The sequence below is a fragment of the Arthrobacter russicus genome (assembly GCF_031454135.1).
Classification (GTDB): Bacteria; Actinomycetota; Actinomycetes; order Actinomycetales; family Micrococcaceae; genus Renibacterium; species Renibacterium russicum.
Genome location: NZ_JAVDQF010000001.1, coordinates 136,309 through 155,186 on the forward strand (window position 1 = coordinate 136,309; position 18,878 = coordinate 155,186).

Annotated in this window: 20 protein-coding genes; 18 read left to right on the plus strand and 2 right to left on the minus strand. The window is 65.5% G+C overall.

The window, feature by feature from the left end; translation table 11 throughout:
- Positions 1–29: 29 nt before the first annotated feature.
- A complete protein-coding gene (locus JOE69_RS00605) occupies positions 30–1,403 on the plus strand; it encodes a replication-associated recombination protein A (RefSeq protein WP_309801065.1) in 1,374 nt (457 codons plus the stop codon).
- On the opposite strand, the gene JOE69_RS00610 is transcribed toward JOE69_RS00605, so the two are convergent.
- The gene (locus JOE69_RS00610; protein ID WP_309795184.1) at positions 1,387–2,010 is read right to left on the minus strand and encodes a hypothetical protein; all 624 of its coding nucleotides are present in this window, start codon (positions 2,008–2,010) and stop codon (positions 1,387–1,389) included. The genes JOE69_RS00605 and JOE69_RS00610 overlap by 17 nt on opposite strands.
- A 347-nt stretch (positions 2,011–2,357) precedes the next feature.
- Here JOE69_RS00610 and rpsD point away from each other — a divergent pair, with 347 nt between their 5' ends.
- From rpsD to nusB, 13 genes are all read left to right on the plus strand, one after another.
- Entirely contained in the window at positions 2,358–2,984 is a 627-nt protein-coding gene (gene rpsD, locus JOE69_RS00615; RefSeq protein ID WP_309795186.1) for a 30S ribosomal protein S4, read from the plus strand.
- A 276-nt stretch (positions 2,985–3,260) separates the two neighbouring features.
- Complete coding sequence (locus JOE69_RS00620) at positions 3,261–3,638, plus strand: DUF948 domain-containing protein (protein ID WP_296361866.1); 378 nt, start codon at positions 3,261–3,263, stop codon at positions 3,636–3,638.
- Between the two features lie 52 nt (positions 3,639–3,690).
- Complete coding sequence (locus JOE69_RS00625; protein ID WP_309795189.1) at positions 3,691–3,912, plus strand: hypothetical protein; 222 nt, start codon at positions 3,691–3,693, stop codon at positions 3,910–3,912.
- 35 nt (positions 3,913–3,947) lie between these two features.
- Positions 3,948–6,638, plus strand: coding sequence for an alanine--tRNA ligase (gene alaS, locus JOE69_RS00630; protein WP_309795191.1), 2,691 nt, complete (start codon positions 3,948–3,950; stop codon positions 6,636–6,638).
- Positions 6,638–7,159, plus strand: coding sequence for a Holliday junction resolvase RuvX (ruvX, locus tag JOE69_RS00635; RefSeq protein ID WP_309795194.1), 522 nt, complete (start codon positions 6,638–6,640; stop codon positions 7,157–7,159). Before alaS ends, ruvX begins: the two co-directional genes overlap by 1 nt.
- A 45-nt stretch (positions 7,160–7,204) precedes the next feature.
- Positions 7,205–8,386, plus strand: a complete 1,182-nt coding sequence (gene mltG, locus JOE69_RS00640) for an endolytic transglycosylase MltG (RefSeq protein WP_309795196.1) — start codon at positions 7,205–7,207, stop codon at positions 8,384–8,386.
- Complete coding sequence (locus tag JOE69_RS00645) at positions 8,377–9,237, plus strand: shikimate dehydrogenase (protein WP_309795198.1); 861 nt, start codon at positions 8,377–8,379, stop codon at positions 9,235–9,237. Before mltG ends, JOE69_RS00645 begins: the two co-directional genes overlap by 10 nt.
- A 31-nt stretch (positions 9,238–9,268) precedes the next feature.
- Positions 9,269–10,468 carry a chorismate synthase gene (gene aroC / locus JOE69_RS00650; RefSeq protein ID WP_309795200.1) on the plus strand — a complete coding sequence of 400 codons (1,200 nt, stop codon included), beginning with the start codon at positions 9,269–9,271 and terminating at the stop codon, positions 10,466–10,468.
- Positions 10,465–11,013 (plus strand): shikimate kinase, encoded by a 549-nt coding sequence (locus tag JOE69_RS00655; RefSeq protein WP_309795202.1) that lies wholly within the window; start codon positions 10,465–10,467, stop codon positions 11,011–11,013. The genes aroC and JOE69_RS00655 overlap by 4 nt, the downstream gene beginning before the upstream one ends.
- A complete protein-coding gene (gene aroB, locus JOE69_RS00660; RefSeq protein WP_309795204.1) occupies positions 11,010–12,101 on the plus strand; it encodes a 3-dehydroquinate synthase in 1,092 nt (363 codons plus the stop codon). Before JOE69_RS00655 ends, aroB begins: the two co-directional genes overlap by 4 nt.
- An 18-nt stretch (positions 12,102–12,119) precedes the next feature.
- The gene (locus JOE69_RS00665; RefSeq protein WP_296361876.1) at positions 12,120–12,668 is read left to right on the plus strand and encodes a tetratricopeptide repeat protein; all 549 of its coding nucleotides are present in this window, start codon (positions 12,120–12,122) and stop codon (positions 12,666–12,668) included.
- A gap of 145 nt (positions 12,669–12,813) precedes the next feature.
- Positions 12,814–13,377, plus strand: a complete 564-nt coding sequence (efp, locus tag JOE69_RS00670; RefSeq protein WP_296361878.1) for an elongation factor P — start codon at positions 12,814–12,816, stop codon at positions 13,375–13,377.
- 2 nt (positions 13,378–13,379) lie between these two features.
- A complete protein-coding gene (nusB, locus tag JOE69_RS00675) occupies positions 13,380–13,808 on the plus strand; it encodes a transcription antitermination factor NusB (RefSeq protein ID WP_309795206.1) in 429 nt (142 codons plus the stop codon).
- Positions 13,809–13,925: 117 nt separating this feature from the next.
- Here the strand turns inward: nusB and JOE69_RS00680 are convergent, their stop codons facing one another.
- Positions 13,926–15,284 (minus strand): PrsW family intramembrane metalloprotease, encoded by a 1,359-nt coding sequence (locus tag JOE69_RS00680; RefSeq protein ID WP_309795209.1) that lies wholly within the window; start codon positions 15,282–15,284, stop codon positions 13,926–13,928.
- Positions 15,285–15,428: 144 nt separating this feature from the next.
- On the opposite strand from JOE69_RS00680, the gene pyrR reads away from it, so the two are divergent.
- The 4 genes from pyrR to JOE69_RS00700 are packed head-to-tail and all read left to right on the plus strand — an operon-like array spanning position 15,429 to position 18,878.
- Positions 15,429–16,040, plus strand: a complete 612-nt coding sequence (pyrR, locus tag JOE69_RS00685; RefSeq protein WP_309795212.1) for a bifunctional pyr operon transcriptional regulator/uracil phosphoribosyltransferase PyrR — start codon at positions 15,429–15,431, stop codon at positions 16,038–16,040.
- Complete coding sequence (locus JOE69_RS00690; protein WP_309795214.1) at positions 16,037–17,065, plus strand: aspartate carbamoyltransferase catalytic subunit; 1,029 nt, start codon at positions 16,037–16,039, stop codon at positions 17,063–17,065. Before pyrR ends, JOE69_RS00690 begins: the two co-directional genes overlap by 4 nt.
- Positions 17,062–18,375, plus strand: a complete 1,314-nt coding sequence (locus JOE69_RS00695) for a dihydroorotase (RefSeq protein WP_309795216.1) — start codon at positions 17,062–17,064, stop codon at positions 18,373–18,375. The genes JOE69_RS00690 and JOE69_RS00695 overlap by 4 nt, the downstream gene beginning before the upstream one ends.
- On the plus strand, positions 18,375–18,878 hold the full coding sequence (locus JOE69_RS00700; RefSeq protein WP_309795218.1) for a PH-like domain-containing protein: 504 nt from the start codon (positions 18,375–18,377) through the stop codon (positions 18,876–18,878). The genes JOE69_RS00695 and JOE69_RS00700 overlap by 1 nt, the downstream gene beginning before the upstream one ends.

Here is an 18,878-nt window from a genome sequence, read left to right on the forward strand (position 1 = left end):
TACCCGGTAGCGTGGTGTCGGTGAGCGATTTGTTCGATTTCGAGTATCCGGGGGGCCAAGCCCCGGATGCTGCCCGTCCCCGCGCCCGGGCCCCCTTGGCGGTGCGGATGCGTCCGCGCAGCGTCGACGAAGTGGTCGGCCAACAGCACCTGCTGGGCGACGGTTCTCCGTTGCGCCGTTTGGCCGGTGGCTCGAGCGATTCGGCGGCCGGTCCGACGTCGGTCATCCTCTGGGGGCCGCCCGGCACCGGCAAGACCACCTTGGCCCATGTGATCGCCCGCGGGCCGGGCCGGAGCTTCGTGGAACTCTCCGCGATCACCGCCGGCGTCAAGGACGTCCGGCGGGTGATGGACGAAGCGCTGACCGCGCGGGATCTGCACGGCCGCACCACGGTGTTGTTCCTGGACGAAATCCACCGCTTCACCAAGGCGCAGCAGGACGCGCTGCTGCCCGGGGTGGAAAACCGCTGGGTGGTCCTGGTCGCCGCGACCACGGAGAATCCTTCGTTTTCGGTGGTCTCGCCGCTGCTCTCCAGATCGCTGCTGCTGACCCTGCAGCCGCTGACCGATGACGACATCCGGGCGTTGGTGGAACGTGCGGCGGCGGATCCGCGCGGCTTGGACGGTGCCTTGGATCTGGCTCCCGAGGCCCTGGACCACTTGGTCCGCTTGGCCAGCGGCGACGCCAGGCGGGCTTTGACCACTCTGGAGGCGGCGGCCGGCGTCGCCCTTGAACGTTTGGAAGCCGAGGGCGGCGAAGCGACCGGCGCAACGTTGGAGCTGCCGGATGCCGAGCGGGCCATCGACGCTGCAGCAGTGCGCTACGACCGGGCGGGAGATCAGCACTATGACGTGATCAGTGCCTTCATCAAATCCATCCGCGGCTCCGATGTGGACGCATCGATGCATTATCTGGCCCGGATGCTCGAAGCCGGTGAGGATCCGCGTTTCATTGCGCGCAGGCTGATCATTTCGGCCAGCGAAGACATCGGAATGGCCGACCCCACCGCGTTGCAGACTGCCGTCGCCGCGGCCCAGGCCGTGCAACTGATCGGCATGCCGGAAGGCCGAATCATTCTCGCCGAGGCGGTGGTGCATTTGGCGACCGCGCCGAAGTCGAACGCCTCCTACCAGGCGATCAATGCCGCCATCGGGGACGTCCGGGCCGGCAAGGGAACGATCATCCCGCCGCATTTGCGGGACGCGCATTACCCTGGGTCGAAGCAGCTGGGCCATGGCAAAGGGTACGTCTATTCGCACGACGAGCCGCATGGCGTGGCGCAACAGCAATACCCGCCGGATGACCTGGTCGGCCGGAACTACTACGATCCATCCGGCAACGGGGCCGAACGTGATTTGGCGCTCCGCCTGGAACGCCTGCGCGGCATCATTCGAGGCGGTTAGGGCTCTCCACGTAGCAGATATAACCGGTTGCCGGGGCGAGGAACCGGTGCGTGTGATGCCGCACCGGAGCATAACGGTGGCCGAACGGGTCTTGGACGCTCACTTGCGCCAAGTCCGGAACTTCGGCCAGCAGCCGGTCCACCGCGGTCAAGTCCAAGGGGTGGCTGACCCGATCCGGCAGGGCGACGGTCCAAGGCAGCGGATAACGGCAAGGATGCGCTTCCAGTTGGAGCGCCTCGAACATGCCGCGGAGCAAGGAAAAGGTGCTGGCCGGCGGCAGCCGGTGCAGCGGATAAGACTGCGGGCGCAATTTCTGGGTGCGCAGCCAGGTCTGCCGCAGCCAGTGAAAATCCACCCGGCCCAACGCGCGGCCCAGACCGAGCCGGCCGTTCTGGTCGCTGCGCAATCCGTGCGCAATGCCTTCCCGGTCCACGATGCAGACCACCTCCGCCGGAACGTCGAAGCTGGCGAGCAACGCCTGCGCAGTCGGGTGGTAGCTGAACTCTCCGCTGTCGTCGAGCGAGACGAAATCCTGGAGGTCCGGCAGCGGAGGCTCCGTGGCGGAAGCCGGTGCCGGGGACGCCAGCTGTCTTCGGGGCAATTGCATGGTCATATCTTCATTAAGATCCGCACGAAGCGCGGTTGGAAGCGGATTTTACGAGTTCCATATGCGGGCTGCGGCGAAATTTACGTTTTGCTTACCCATGGTCAGTCCTGCGCCGTGATCGGATGCAGCGGGCCCGCGGATGTTGCACCGGGCTGGAACTGCTAAACTGGTCGCTGCACTGTTTACAGATGCACAACTGGCAAGCCCTGGCTCCAGCCTCGCAGAATCTCCCAAATCACTTTGGCGATGCGAGGATGCCCGGCGGTTGCAGTGATGGGCCGCAGCAGCCCTAACTCTCCACAGTGGAGGCCAGAACTCATTCTGCTGCTGAAATTTGGAAGGACACCGTGGCTAACAACACACGTGCCCGCCGGACGGTCCGCATTTCGCGTGCCCTCGGCATTGCTTTGACTCCGAAGGCCGCCAAGTACCTCGAGCGCCGTCCGTACGGCCCGGGCGAGCATGGCCGGGCCCGCAAGAAGCAGGACTCCGACTACGCGGTTCGGTTGCGCGAAAAGCAGCGTCTGCGTTCGCAGTACGGCATCCGCGAAGCCCAGATGACCCGGGTCTTCGAAGAAGCCCGCCGCACCAAGGGCCTGACCGGTGAAAACCTGGTTGAGCTGTTGGAAATGCGTCTGGACGCCCTGGTGCTGCGTGCCGGCTTCGCACGCACCATCGCCCAGGCCCGTCAGCTGGTTGTGCACCGTCACATCATGGTCGACGGCGCCCGCGTTGACCGCCCGTCGTTCCGGGTCAGCGAAGGCCAGCTCATCCACGTGCACCCGCGCAGCGAAGTCATGGCTCCGTTGCAGGTCGCCGCGGCTGGCGCGCACCGCGACGTGCTGCCGGCGGTTCCGGGATACCTGGACGTCAAATTGGAAAGCCTCCAGGCCCGCCTGGTGCGCCGCCCGAAGCGCAGCGAAGTTCCGGTCACCTGCGAAGAGCAGCTGGTCGTGGAATTCTACGCACGCTAAGCAATAACCAGCGATAACGCAAAAGCCCGCGGCCGACGACGCCGCGGGCTTTTGCGTTCTCCGGCCGGCCCCGGGTGAGTCCCGTTCGCCACGTAGGGACTCGCGCGAACGTACACGTGGTGCGGGTGTTTTCGGAAAACACCCGCACCACGTGTACGTTCGGGCGCCGGGGTGGGGGATGGGCGACCCCGGGGCAGCGACTGGTTCACCCTTGGGGCGCAGAAGTCGGTAAGGTACTTCTGAGGAAACTTCCGCTACCTATCCCTTGGAGGCACCATGTCAGGTGGAGACATCGCCGGGCTCATCGCTGCGGGCGTCTTCGCGATCCTAGTGGCGATCCTGGCCGTGCCGGTCTTCAAATTGGGCAAGGTCTTCGATGAGCTCAGTGGCACGATCCGGTCGATCAGCGAAGGCACCACGCCGTTGATCGACGAAGTGACGGCAACCGTGAGCACCACGAATGAGCAGCTCAAGAAGGTGGACGGCATGACCTCGAACGTCTCCGATGCCACCGCGAACCTTTCCGCGCTCTCCTCGTTGATCGCAGCCACCGTGGGATCCCCGTTGATCAAGGTCGCGGCCTTCTCCTACGGCGTCCGGGAAGCTTTTGCCGGGCGGAAGAACAATCCGCCCAAAGCCAAGCAGAGCCGCTGACCCGGAATCCGGAGGGATCCGGGCCGGGCAATTTGAGGGAAAGACACAAGGAATGATCAAAAGAATCTTCTGGGTGGGCATCGGCGTGGCGATCGGCGTCATCGCGGTGCGCAAACTCAGCGAAGCGCAACAGAACATCGGACCGGCCGGCTTGAACCGCGCGGTCGGCCGGCTCAGCGACAGCGTGCACGACTTCACCGACACGGTGCGCGAGGGCATGGGCCGGCGTGAAGACGAGCTGCGCACCGCGCTCGGCCTGGACGTCAAGAACTAATCGAAGCAAGAAACTTCAGAAGGGCACCACACACCATGAAAACGCAGGACATCGCCCAGCGCTGGCTCGATTTCTTCGAGAGCAAGGGCCACGCCGTCGTGCCCTCCGCGTCGCTGATCTCGGCGGATCCATCGATCCTTTTCAACATTGCCGGAATGGTGCCCTTCATCCCTTATCTGACCGCGCGGGAGACCCCGCCCTGGCCGCGCGCCACGAGCGTGCAGAAGTGCATCCGCACCGGAGACATCGAGGAAGTCGGCAAAACCGTCCGGCACGGCACGTTCTTCCAGATGTGCGGCAACTTCTCCTTCGGCGACTACTTCAAGGAGCAGGCGATCAGCTATGCCTGGGAGCTGCTGACCACGCCCCAGGATCAGGGCGGGTATGGTCTGGACCCGGATCGGCTCTGGGTCACGGTCTATGAAGACGGCGACGAAAAAGACGAAGAAGCGCGCGCGATTTGGCGCGACAAGATCGGCATCCCCGACGAGCGGATTCAAGGGACCGGCAAGGCGGACAACTTCTGGAGCACCGGGCAGCCCGGCCCGGGTGGACCCTGTTCCGAGATTTTCTACGATCGCGGCGCGGAATACGGTTTGGACGGCGGACCGGTGGCCGACGAGACCCGCTACATCGAGATCTGGAATCTGGTTTTCATGCAGTACCAGCTGTCCGCAGTGCGCAGCAAGGTCGATTTCGACATCGCGGGCGATCTGCCCAACCGCAATATCGACACCGGGCTCGGCTTGGAACGGCTGGCCATGATCCTGCAGGGCGTGGAGAACATGTACGAGACGGACCAGGTCCGTCCGGTTCTGGACGCCGCCGCAGAACTGGCCGGCAAGGAGTACACCTCCACCGAAGATCCGGCGGATCCGCACCACGCCGACGACGTCCGGCTCCGGGTGGTGGCCGACCACATCCGCTCGGCGTTGATGCTGATCTCCGACGGGGTCGCGCCGTCCAACGAAGGACGCGGCTACGTGCTGCGCCGATTGATCCGCCGTGCGGTTCGCGCCATGCGTCTGATGGGGGTCGAGAAGCCCTGCCTGCCGACGCTCTTGCCGGTGTCCCGGGATGCCATGAAGGGTTTTTACCCGATCGTGGCCGAAGACTTCGAGCGGATCAGCCGGATCGCCTATGCCGAAGAGAAGTCCTTCCTCCGGACCATCGCTTCCGGCACTGCCCGGCTCGACGAGGCGGTCACCGAATCGAAAGCCAAGAACCAGCCGCTGTCCGGAGCCGAAGCTTTCGCTTTGCACGACACCTACGGCTTCCCGATCGACTTGACTCTCGAAATGGCCTCCGAAGCCGGCCTCAGCGTTGACGAGGCCGGGTTCCGTGCCCTGATGCTGGAGCAGCGGCAGCGTGCCCAGGCCGATTCGCGGGAGAAGAAGAGCGCGCACGCAGATCTGAGCGTTTTCAACGATCTGCTGGCCCAGGGCCAGACGGTATTCACCGGCTATACCGAATTGGACGGCGAGTCCACGGTCCGCGGCATCCTGGCCGGCGGGCAGCCGGTCTCCCAAGCCGGGCAGGGCGAAGAAATCGAATTGGTCCTGGCCGAGACGCCGTTCTACGCCGAAGCCGGCGGCCAGGCAGCGGATACCGGTCTGATCACCGGCGACGGCTTCGTGGTCGAGGTGCTGGACGTGCAGCGGCCGGTCAAGGGCCTGAGCGTGCACAAAGCCATCGTGCGCGAAGGGGAGCTGCCGGAAGGCGCCGTGGTGCGCGCCGCAGTGGACCGGGAACGCCGGCACGCCGCGGAGCAGGCGCACACGGGCACGCACATCGTGCATGCCGCACTGCACCAGATCCTGGGTCCGGAAGCGTTGCAGCGGGGCTCCTTCAACAAGGCCGGCTATTTGCGCTTCGACTTCGCCTGGGGCGAGGGGCTCAGCGCCGCGACCCGTTCCGAGATCGAAGAGGTCTCCAACTTGGCCATCCGCAACAATTACGCGGTGCAGACGAGCGAGATGCCGATCGAGGAAGCCAAGGCGCTCGGTGCGATGGCGCTTTTCGGGGAAAACTACGGAAGCCGGGTCCGGGTCGTCGAAATCGACGGCGCCTGGTCGCGGGAACTCTGCGGTGGCACGCACGTCGACACGACCTCGTTGATCGGCAGCCTGACGCTTTTGGGCGAACAGTCCGTCGGCTCGGGCAACCGCCGGGTCGAGGCCTTCGTCGGGATGGACGCCTTCCGGCATCTGGCCGCCGAACGGGCCTTGGTCACCGAGCTCACCGAACTCATGAAGGTGCCGTCGAACCAACTCGCCGACCGGATCGGTTCGACGCTCGCGAAACTCCGGGCTGCGGAGAAGGAACTGGACCGGTTGCGCAAAGAGCAGCTGACTGCCGCAGCCGGCCGATTGGCCGGCACGGCGCAGCAGGCGGGCAAGATTTCGCTGTTGACGCACGACGCCGGTCAGGTGGCCTCGGCGGACGACCTGCGTTCGCTGGCGTTGGATCTGCGTGAGCGGCTCGGCTCGGCTGCAGCCGCCGTCGCCTTGACCGGGACCGCCAGCGGCCGGCCGCTGGTCCTGGTCGCCACGAACGAGGCCGCACGCAGTGCGGGTGTGAAGGCCGGCGCACTGGTCAAGATCGCTGCCGGAGTGCTCGGCGGCGGCGGTGGCGGCAAGGACGATGTGGCCCAGGGCGGCGGCAGCGACCCCGCGCAGGTACCGGCAGCCCTGGCGGCGATCCGGCAGGCCGTGGACGCGATCTGATGGCCTCCCGAGGAGTCCGGCTCGGCGTCGACGTCGGCACGGTCCGGATGGGGGTGGCGCAGTGCGATCCCGAGGGGATCCTGGCGACGCCTTTGCGGACCGTGCAACGGGATCCGAAGCGCAACTCCGATTTGCGCGTGATCGTGAAGGATGCTCTTGAATTGTCCGCAGTGACCGTCTACGTCGGGTTGCCGCAGACGTTGCGCGGCGGCGAAAGCGGCTCGGCGGCTTTGGCCCGGGAGCTGGCACAGCAGCTTGCCGGGATGCTCCAGGACGCCGGTTCGACCGCGGAAGTCCGTTTGATCGATGAAAGACTCAGCTCGATCAGTGCCCATCAGCAGTTGCGTGCCGCTGGCATGACGGGGCGCGAACAACGTAAAGTAGTGGATCAAGTGGCGGCTGCCGGAATCTTGCAGCACGCTTTGGAGATGGAAAAGTCCATCGGCTGCGCAGTGGGGGAGGCTGTGGCTGCCGGGCCCCGTCCGGGTGAATCCCGGTCGGAAGGCGATGGTGGACAGTGAGGAAAGCATCATCAGTATTCGCATTGATGCGGCCGAGGGCGGGCGATGAACCCGATTTTCTCGGACGAGGGCAATGACCACGCGCACCCCGGGACCACCGATCAGCTGAGCTATCAGCCGGCGCCTGGGGTGGCGCCGTCGCGACGGCAGCAGCGGACGTCGCGGAAGGTGAAGCGCCGCCGCCGGAGCGTGGTGATGTTCCTGGTGCTCGTGGTGTTCGTGGTCGCCGGCGTACTGGCCTTCCAAGCGATCCGGCCGATCTTGAACATCGACCCGGCCAAGGACTATGCCGGGCCCGGCGAGGGGCTGGTCGTCTACACCCTGCCCGACGGCGCCACCGGCCGCCTGGTCGCCTCGGATCTGCTGGGCAAAGGGGTGGTGGCCAGCGAGGCGGCGTTCATCGATGCGCTCAATGCCGCGAACGCGACTGGCAGCCTGCAACCAGGGGTCTATCCGTTCAAGTTGCAGATGAAAGCCACCGATGCGGTCCAGGTCTTGCTCACCGCCTCGCAGCAGAAGGTGCACTACGCCCCGATCCAACAGAATCTCCGGCAAAACGAAGTCTTCGATGTGCTCTCGAAAGCAACCCAGATTCCGGTGAACGAATTCGTGGAACTGGCCAAGAACCCGACCGCGCTGGGCTTGCCCGCCCAGGCTCCGTCGCTCGAAGGGTATCTGGCCCCGGGGGAGTACATCTTCCCCACCGGAACCACCGCGCAGCAGATCCTGACCAAGCTGATCGACACCACGAAGCAGGAACTGACCGACGCCGGGGTTACCGATCCGGCCCAGCAGTACCGAGTGCTGACCATCGCGAGCATCATCGAAGCCGAAGGCAACGAACAGAACTATCCGATGATCTCCGGGGCGATTGCGAACCGGTTGAACAATCCTGCGGGCGAAACCGGTGGCCGACTGGAATCCGATGCGACGGTCGCTTACGGCCTCAATATCAAGACGTACAACATCACCGCCGCGCAGAAGCTGGACACCAGCAATCCCTACAACACGTTCGCCAAGGCCGGCCTGCCGGTCGGGCCGATCGGCTCGCCCAAGGTGAAGGCCGTGGAAGCAGCCGCCAAACCGCAAGCGAATCCTTATTACTTCTGGGTCACCGTCAACTTGGACACCGGTGAGACGCTCTACGCGACGACCTTGGCGGAACACAACGCCAATGTGCTCAAGTACCAGGCCTGGTGCCAGGCGAACAGCGGAAGATGCAGCTGAAAGCAGCGGTGATCGGGCAGCCGATCGCGCATTCGAAGTCCCCGGCCCTGCACCGTGCCGCCTATCGTGCGCTCGGTGCGGACATCGATTACCGGTTGATCGAGGTGGCGCCGGCCGACTTGGCCGATTTCGTGGCGCAGATCCGCGCCGAGCAGAACTGGTCCGGGATTTCAGTCACCATGCCGCACAAGGCGTCGATGCTCGCTCTGGTCGACGCCAGGGACGCAGATGTGCAGCGTACCGGGGCGTTGAACACGGTGCTGGTGGACCCGGCCGACGGCCGGCTGCTCGGCCGCAATACCGACATCATCGGCATCGTGCACGCACTGCGGCACGCCGGAGTCGCCTCCGTGCAGCACGCCGCCCTGATCGGCGGCGGCGGCACGGCACGTGCGGCTTTGGCAGCGCTGAAGCAGTTGGATTGCCAGCGTGCCGATGTCTATCTCCGGGACCCGGCGAAGGGCGGCGACTTGGCCGAGCTCGCGGCTGTGCTGGGACTGGGATTGACGCTGCGGCCGTTCGCAGAGGCCGCGGATCCGGTCACCGGCGCCGGGGCCGGGGCCGCGGAACTGGTGATCAGCACGCTGCCGCCAGGTGTCGCCGATCCGCTTGCGGAAGCTTTGCGCGGCACCGGGCGCGGGTCGAACTTGCTGCTGGATGTGGCTTACGATCCCTGGCCGAGCCGGTTGGCGCACGTCTGGTCGGAGTCCGGCGGCGCAGTGGTTTCCGGACTGGAAATGCTGCTCTACCAAGCGGTGGCACAGGTGGCGGCGTTCAGCGGCTGCGACCTGGCTGGACGCGAGGACGTCATCAATGTGATGTGCGACTCAATCGGGCTGCCTGAGCGCTGAGCGAGCCCTGGGTTCATGGCAGGATGTACCTATGTTGCGTTGGCTTACTGCCGGTGAATCCCATGGCCCGGCACTGACCGGGATCATCGAGGGTCTGCCCTCCGGCATCGAATTGAGCACCCAGGACATCCAAACCGCACTCGCCCGCCGCAGGCTCGGTTATGGCCGTGGTGCCCGGATGAAATTCGAACAGGACCAAGTGCAGCTGCTCGGCGGCGTCCGGCACGGCCGTACCCAGGGCGGCCCGGTCGCGATCACCGTCGGCAATACCGAATGGCCCAAATGGGAACAGATCATGTCCGCCGACGCGGTGGACCCGGCGGAGTTGGCAGGCCAGGGCCGGAACGCGCCATTGACCCGGCCGCGCCCCGGGCACGCGGATTTCACCGGAATGCAGAAGTACGGCTTCGATGAAGCCCGCCCGGTTCTGGAACGGGCCAGCGCCCGGGAGACCGCCATGCGCGTCGCATTGGGTGCCGTGGCGGCCAGATTCCTGGACCAGCTCGGCATCACCCTGGTCAGCCACACCGTTGCGGTCGGCACCGTAGCGGTGCCGGAAGGCACGGCATTGCCGGAGGCAGCCGATGTGCTCGCCCTGGATGCCGATCCGTTGCGATGCTTCGACCGGGAGACCTCCGGAGCGATGGTGGCCGAGGTCGATGCGGCGCACAAGGAAGGCGAAACGCTCGGCGGCGTGGTCGAGGTTCTAGCCTACGGCCTTCCGCCGGGTTTGGGCAGCTACGTGCACTGGGACCGGCGACTCGATTCCCGACTGGCCGGAGCGCTGATGGGAATCCAAGCGATCAAGGGCGTCGAAGTCGGCGACGGGTTCAAAACCGCGCAACGGCGGGGCACTGCGGCCCATGACGAGATCGTCAAGGACGACGACGGCGCAGTCCGCCGGATGAGCAACCGGGCCGGGGGCATCGAAGGCGGGATGAGCATCGGCGATGTGTTGCGGGTGCGTGCCGCAATGAAGCCGATCGCCACGGTGCCGCGCGCATTGCGCACCATCGACGTGGCTACCGGTGAGCCGGCGAAGGCGCATCACCAGCGTTCCGATGTCTGCGCGGTCCCGGCAGCCGGGGTGGTCGCCGAAGCCATGGTGGCACTCGTGCTGGCAGAGTCCGTCCTGGAGAAGTTCGGCGGCGATTCGCTGCCCGAAACCGCCCGGAACCTGGCGGCTTATCTGGCGAACATCCCGCAAGCCCTGGGCTCCCAACCGCTGTGAATCGATTGCCCGCGCACCGCAGCATCGTGCTGATCGGCCCGATGGCGGTCGGGAAGTCCACGGTCGGAGCACAGCTGGCCCGGTTGGCGGGTCGGGAATTCTTGGATTCGGATCAGCTGTTCGAGGAGAAACACGGGCCCATTCCGGCCGCGTTCAGCTCCTATGGCGAACGCTGGTTCCGGGAGGTCGAAGCCCGGATCATCGCGTCCGTGCTGGCCCGTCGCGATCAGTACGTGCTCTCCTTGGGCGGCGGCGCGGTGCTGGACACCGGCACCCAGCAATTGCTCGGGCAAAGCACCGTGGTGTTCTTGGAAGCCGATGCCGACGCGGTGCGGGAACGAATCAAGCGCGGCGGCAACCGGCCGCTGCTGCAGAGCGCGGACCAGGATCCGGTGCAACGCTGGAGCCAGGTATTCGCGGATCGGGAATCGGTCTACCGCAGGCTGGCCGATCTGACCCTGGATGTCCGGGACGGCAGCCCGGAAGTCCTGGCAACCGAACTCATGACGTTATTGGAAAATCGACCCGGCAAGGAAGTCCAGTGAGCGAATCGCCCACCATCATCAAAGTCACCGGTGGCCAGCCTGCGGAAAACTACGACGTCGTCGTCGGCCGCGGACTGCTGGCCAAGCTTCCGGAGCTGCTCGGCGAACGGGTCCGGCGGGTGCTGGTGGTGCACCCGCGGGCGCTCCGGCTGACCGGCGACTCAGTCCGGGATGATCTCGCTGCGGCCGGATTCACGGCGCTGACCGCGGAAATCCCGGACGGTGAAGAAGGCAAGCACCTGCAGGTCGCCGGATTCTGCTGGCAGGTGCTGGGCCAAAACGACTTCACCCGCTCGGACGCGATCGTTTCGGTCGGCGGCGGCGCAGTCACGGATTTGGCGGGCTTCGTGGCGGCCACCTGGTTGCGCGGCGTCCGAGTCGTGCACCTGCCTACGAGCCTGCTCGCGATGGTCGATGCCGCGGTCGGCGGCAAGACCGGGATCAATACCGCCGAAGGCAAGAACTTGGTGGGTGCCTTCCACCCGCCCGCGGCGGTGCTGGCCGATTTGGATGCTTTGGGCACGCTGCCGGTGAACGAACTGGTCTCCGGCCTCGCCGAAGTGGTCAAATGCGGATTCATTGCGGATCCGGCGATCCTGGATCTGATCGAGTCCCGCCCGGAGGCAGTCCGAGACCCCGCTTCGGCCGAACTTCGCGAGCTCATCGAGCGGGCGATCGCGGTCAAAGCCACCGTGGTCTCGGCCGATCTGAAAGAATCCGGCCAGCGGGAGTATCTCAACTACGGGCATACCCTGGGCCATGCGATCGAGCTGGTGGAGCGCTATTCGTGGCGGCATGGTGCAGCGGTTTCGGTCGGCATGATGTTCGCGGCGGAGCTGTCGCGCAGCGTGGGCCGGCTCTCCGACGAGGTCGCCGACCGGCACCGGAGCGTCTTGGCGGGGCTGGGGCTGCCGACCAGCTACCGGCGCGACCGGTGGCAGGGGCTCCTGGACGGGATGCGGCGGGACAAGAAGTCCCGCGGCGATCTGCTGCGTTTCGTGGTGCTGGACGGATTGGCCAAACCCGGCATTCTGGAGGTGCCGGATACCTCGTTGCTTTTTGCGGCCTATCAGGAAATCGCCGAATAGGCAGTGGGAGTGGAATTCATGAACGCAGCACGCGATGGACTGAGCCGGCCGGATGCCAGATTCCCGGATTGGCCGAGTTCCTATTTCCCCGGAATATCGTTCAATCCGGACAGCCTGCGCAGCGAAGTGATCGACGATCAGCTGTGCGAAGCGGCCCTGAATGCGGCGCCGGACCCCGGTGACCGGGTATTCGTGCTGCTGGCCCGGGGTCGGAGCAACGAGGCCGCGGAACTGGTCGCCGAACTGCGCATGGCGGATCCGGGTTCGCTGCGCCTGCAGGTCCTGGAAGCCGATGTCGCGGCCTCGGTCAACGATACCGATCGGGCGATTCGCTTGCTGCAGTATCTGGCCAAAGAACAGCGCGGGCAAGCGTCGGAGGCCAGCGTCCGGCAGCATTTGGGCCGGGCATATTTCCGGGCCGGGAAATACCAGTCCGCGGCCGGGAATTTCGCCTCGGCCCTGGACTTGCGGGTTGCCGCCGGGGCGTCGGCCGCGCTGATCTACTCTTCGACAGTAGCCTTGCAGAGAGCACGGGAACTGTCGGAAAGCACGGCTTCGGTCGCGTAATACTGCGGCCGGTGGTCGGGCCCGGCAGATCCGGCCGCAGAAACGCGGTAGAATCAATGCTGGATTTTTGACATTCTGAACATGCACGATGCAATCATGCTGCGCTCCGGCGTCAGCGGCGCATCGCCGAGGCGGGAGAGACACCATGGCAACAACCAATGACATCAAGAACGGAACGGTGCTGAACCTCGACGGTCAGCTCTGGAACGTGATCGAATTCCAGCACGTGAAGCCGGGCAAGGGCGGCGCTTTCGTGCGTACCAAAATCCGCAATGTGCTCTCCGGCAAGGTCGTCGACAAGACGTTCAACGCAGGTCTGAAGATCGAAACCGCCACGGTGGACCGTCGCGATTACCAGTACCTGTACCAGGATGGCGAAGATTTCGTCTTCATGGACACCCAGGACTACGACCAGATCACGGTGCCCGGTGCCACTGTGGGCGATGCAGTGAACTTCATGCTCGAGAACCAGAATGTGAACATCGCGCTGCACGAAGGCACTCCGTTGTACCTGGAACTGCCGGCGTCCGTGATCCTGGTGATCACCTACACCGAACCGGGCCTGCAAGGCGACCGCTCGTCGGCGGGCACCAAGCCTGCCACGCTTGAAACCGGCTATGAGATCCAGGTTCCGTTGTTCGTCGAGCAGGGCACCAAGGTCAAGGTGGACACCCGCGACGGCAGCTACCTTGGTCGGGTCAACGACTGATCGTGGCGGAAAAATCTGGAACCAGCGCCCGGAGCAAAGCGCGCCGCCGGGCCTTGGACATTCTCTTCGAAACCGAACAGCGCCCGGGCAATTCCGCGGACGCTCTGCAGCGCCGTCGGGACAGCACCGACCAGGTGATCAATCCGTACACGGTGGAAATCCTCGACGGATTGGCGCAGAAACAGGAAGAAATCGACGAGTTCCTGCAGACGTACGCCCAGGGCTGGACCCTCGAGCGGATGCCGGCCGTGGATTTGATCGTGCTTCGGATCGGTGCCTGGGAATTGCTCTACAACGATGACGTGCCGGATGCCGTAGCGGTCAGCGAAGCGGTGGAACTCGCACGCACGCTGTCCACCGACGAGTCGCCGCAGTTCGTGAACGGGCTGCTTGGCCGCTTGCAGGCGCTCAAGCCGACGCTGCTGGCCTAGGCAGATCCGGCAGCTGGGTATTTGCCGTAAGCGAGAACACTTTGGCTGGGCGAGAAGACTGGTCTTCTCGCCCAGCCAAAGTGTTCTCGCAGTGCTGCCCGCAGGGCATGGCGCAGGTCAGCCGAGCACGCTGGGCCGCAGCGCGGTCAGCTCGTCCAGCAGTTGGCGTTCGTCCAGCTGGTTCTGCTCGAGATTCTTCCCGGTCAGGATGCGTTGCCGGGTGTAGGCCAAGGTAGTGGCCCGGCGGATGAACCGCTTCATGACGGCTTCCCGGCCGACCCGTTTGGCCCAGGCAGTCGCGGTCCGGCGACCGGACTGAGTGGCGACCATGTTGACTTCCTCCGGGGTGAACCAGCCCTGCTCGCGGTATTCGGTGAGCCGCCGATGGGTCAGCTTGGCCTCGCTGCGCATCAGGAACACCAGGCCGACCACCCACAGCACGATCAACGGGAATTGGTAGACCGCAGACTGCAGGAAGATCGCGCCCAAATAGCCCGGAATGTCGTTGACCTCGGCGAGCAGAGGCGCGCTGTTCCAGACCATGTGCAGGTACATCGCCGGGATCAGGCCCAGGAAGAAGGCGCCGATGATCTGCCCGGTTTTGCCCTTGCGGGCAGCGAAACCGATGATCAACCCGGTGCATGCCGTGTACAAAGCATGCCCGAAAGGGCTGAACACGCCGCGCGCCAGGAAGCTGATGCCCAGACTCAAAGCGCCGTCGTCCGTGGCTTCGGCGACCGCCCGGCCGAAGTATTGGATGTTCTCGGTGAACGCGAATCCCGCCGCGATGACCGTGGCATAGACCACGCCGTCGAGCGGTCCGTCGAAATACTTCTTGGCGAACAAGGCGATCAGCAGAATCCCCAGGCCCTTGGAGAACTCCTCGACCGGCGGCGCTTCGAAGGTGGCTAGCCATTGGTCGGCCATCGCCGGGCTCAATCCTTTGGGCCGGAAGACGGCCACCCACACCGGTTGGATCAGCAACGTGGTGCCGATCGAGCCCAGGGCACCCCAGAGCAGGGCGAAACCGAGCATCCATTTGGGTTCCGGTTCCCAGCGATCGATGAAATAGGCGGTCAACAGCACCGCGGTGAGCGGGAACAGCGACAGGATGAAGCCGATCGTCATCCCGGCCAAACCGCCGCTGTGGTACAGATTCGGCAGAATCAAGAAGACGCCGAGCAAACCGGCTACTGCGCAGGTGATGCCGATCAACAGGATCAAGTTCAACGAGGTCGTGGTCCGCTTGGCCTGCTGCGCGGTCCACACCGGCTGCAGCGGGACCTGGCCGAAATGGCTGTTCGGTGCCGGAAAGTTCGGTGCCGGAAAGTAGCCGGCCTGGTCGAGCTGGCCCGGCCAGGCCGGGCTGGCCGGATTCGGGGCGGGGGGTTGCGAGCCGGGCTGTGGGAAGCCGGCCGGCTCCGGCTGCTGCGGTTGCCTCGGCGCATTCGGATCCGGCCACTGCGGGGAAGTCATAGCCATACTTTACGATGCGGGTACCCGGAATGCGGCGCTGCGGTCCGGTTGGGCTAATCGGCAGATGAACTTCGTGTGGTATTTTGAAGTCGCATTGATCCACTTTAATTCCGTCCCGTGAGGCGGGGAAGGGGGCATCGGCACATGAGCAACTCTCCGCAGGAAAAGTCCACCGTGGCACACGGCAGGACGGTCCTGGGCAACGCTGACATCGACCGTGCACTGACGCGCATCGCGCATGAGATTTTGGAATCCAACAAAGGTTCCGAGGGATTGGTCCTGTTGGGCATCCCACGGCGCGGCTATCCGCTGGCGCAACGTCTGGCCCGCAAAATCGCCCTCGCCGAACCGTCCGTCGATCCGGACCGCATCGTCGGCCAGCTCGATGTCACGATGTTCCGCGACGATCTGGCCCGGCAGCCGACCAGAGCCCCGCAGCGCACCGCCCTGCCGGCGTCGGGCATCGACGACAAAGTGGTGGTCCTGGTCGACGACGTGCTGTATTCCGGGCGGACGATCCGGGCAGCACTCGATGCCCTGGTGGACCTGGGCCGCCCGCGGATCGTCCGGCTCGCGGTCCTGGTGGACCGCGGACACCGGGAACTCCCGATTCGCGCCGACCACGTCGGCAAGAACCTGCCGACCTCGTCGAGCGAGCGGGTCTGGGTCCGGCTCACCGAGACCGACGGCGGCGAAGAGCAGGTTTCGATCCAAGGCGCCGGGCCGCTCGCGGACGCTGCGGAGCTACCGCGATGAGGCACCTGCTCTCCACCCATGACCTGAGCCGCGGCGCGGCAATCCAGATCCTGGACACCGCGGAGGAAATGGCGGCGGTGACCGAACGCGAGGTCAAAAAACTCCCGGCATTGCGCGGCCGTACCGTGGTCAACCTCTTTTTCGAAGACTCCACCCGGACCCGGATTTCCTTCGAGGCGGCGGCGAAGCGGCTCAGCGCAGACGTGATCAATTTCGCCGCGAAAGGCTCCTCGGTTTCCAAAGGCGAATCACTCAAAGACACGGCCCAGACCCTGGAAGCGATGAGTGCGGATGCCGTGGTGATCCGGCACGGTTCCTCGGGCGCCCCGCAGCGATTGGCCGACTCCGGCTGGATCGACGCTGCGGTGATCAACGCCGGCGACGGCACCCACGAACATCCCACCCAAGCATTGCTGGACGCGTTCACGATGCGCCGCCACTGGTCGGCACTGCGCGGGATCGGTTCGACCGGCAGCGATATCGCCGGGTTGCGGATCGCGATCGCCGGCGACGTGCTGCATTCCCGGGTGGCGCGGTCCAACGTCTGGCTGCTGCACACCCTGGGCGCCGAGGTGACGCTGGTGGCTCCGCCGACGCTGCTGCCGCTGGGTGTGGAAACCTGGCCTTGCCGGGTCAGTTACCACCTGGACGAAACCCTGGAAGCCGGCGTCGACGCGGTCATGATGCTGCGCGTGCAGGGCGAACGGATGCACGCTGCTTTCTTCCCCTCGGAACGCGAGTACTCCAGGCGCTGGGGGTTCGACGATGCCCGGCTGGCACGGCTCGACGCGCTGGGCCTCAAGGACACCATCATCATGCATCCTGGTCCGATGAACCGTGGCCTGGAGATCTCCTCGGCTGCCGCCGATTCGCCCCGGTCGACCGTGCTCGAACAAGTGCGAAACGGCGTTTCGGTCCGGATGGCGGCGCTGTACCTGCTGCTCAGCGGCGGGCTCGGCGACCATCCTCCGGCCGATTCCGGCCGGACCCAGGACAACAGCAACCGGCGGGAGGCCGATTCATGAGCGGACAGCGTTATCTGATCAGGGGCGCGAAGGCGCTCGGCGGGCAACGGGGCGACCTGCTGGTCGGCGACGGCGTGATCCTGCAGGCCGGCGACACGGTCGACCCGGCCGGCGCGGTCGTGATCGATGCGGACGGCCTGGTGGCGCTGCCCGGCCTGGTCGATCTGCACACCCATTTGCGGGAGCCCGGCCGGGAAGACGCCGAAACCGTGCTCACCGGGTCCCAGGCGGCGGCCAGGGGCGGATTCACCGCGGTCCACGCGATGGCCAACAGCGCCCCGGTGGCCGACACCGCCGGAGTCGTCGAACAGGTTTATTCGCTGGGGCTGGAAGCGGGTTGGACCGAGGTGCGTCCGGTAGGCGCGGTGACCGTCGGTCTGGCGGGCCAACGTCTTGCGGAACTCGGCGCGATGGCCGATTCCCGGGCCCGGGTCCGGATCTTCTCCGATGACGGAATGTGCGTGTGGGATCCGGTGCTGATGCGCCGGGCGCTGGAGTACGTGAAGGCCTTCGACGGCGTGATCGCGCAGCATGCCCAGGAGCCGCGGCTCACCGAGGGGGCGCAGATGAACGAGGGCGCGGTGTCCTCGGTGCTCGGTTTGCAGGGCTGGCCCGCGGTGGCCGAGGAAAGCATCATCGCCCGGGATGTGCTTTTGGCCCAGCACGTGGATTCCCGCCTGCATGTCTGCCATGTCTCGACTGCGGGCAGTGTGGATATCATCCGTTGGGCGAAGGCCAAGGGGATCAAGGTCACCGCCGAGGTCACTCCGCACCACTTGCTGCTCACCGATGAATTGGTGCGCAGCTATGATCCGGTGTATAAGGTCAATCCGCCGTTGCGCACCGGAGAGGACGTGCAAGCATTGCGGGAGGCCTTGGCCGACGGCACGATCGACGTGCTCGGCACCGACCACGCGCCGCATCCCAGTGAAGCCAAGGAATGCGAGTGGGCGCAAGCGGCGATGGGCATGACCGGTCTGGAGACCGCCCTGTCCGTGGTGCAGCACGCCATGGTGGAAACCGGCTTGCTGGACTGGTCGGGCGTGGCCCGGATCACTTCGCAGACTCCGGCCGTGATCGGCCAGCTGCCGTGGCAAGGCGGATCATTGCAAGCCGGCGAACCGGCGAACCTGGTGCTGCTGGATCCGGCGGCGCGCTGGATCGTGGATCCGGGCCGGATGGCGACCAAAGGCCGGAATTCGCCGTTCGCCGGGCTGGAACTGCCCGGTGCCGTAGTCGCGACCTTCTTCGCCGGGCACCCCACGGTGCTCGACGGAAAGCTGAATTCGCCGGCCGGGGCCGGTGCCTGATGGAGTATCTGTGGCCCACGCTGTTCGCGATCGCTTTGGTGCTGGCGATCTTCGCGTTGATGGCTGCCGGGTGGCGCAGCCGCAAACGTGCCCAAGCGGCTTTCCCGGAGCTCCCGGCGGTTCCGGAACTGGCCGATGCCGGTTTGACGATCCCCGGGCAATACGTGTCGACGACCAAAGCCGGCGATTGGCTGGACCGGATTGCCGTGCACGGTCTGGGCGTACGCTCCGGCGCCGAGCTGGAACTGCATCCGGAAGGCGTTCTGCTCCAGCGCTCCGGCGGCGTCCCGCTGTTCCTGGACCGGGAGTCCATCGAAGAGATCCGGACCGAAGGCGGGATGGCCGGGAAGTTCGTGGAGAAAGACGGCTTGGTGGTGCTCACCTGGCGGCTGGGCGAAGAACTGCTCGATACCGGCTTCCGGACTAGGAAAGCCGAGGACCGCAGCCGCCTGTTGGCTGCCCTCGAAGAATTGACCCGGACCAATACCGAAAAGAACGGCTGA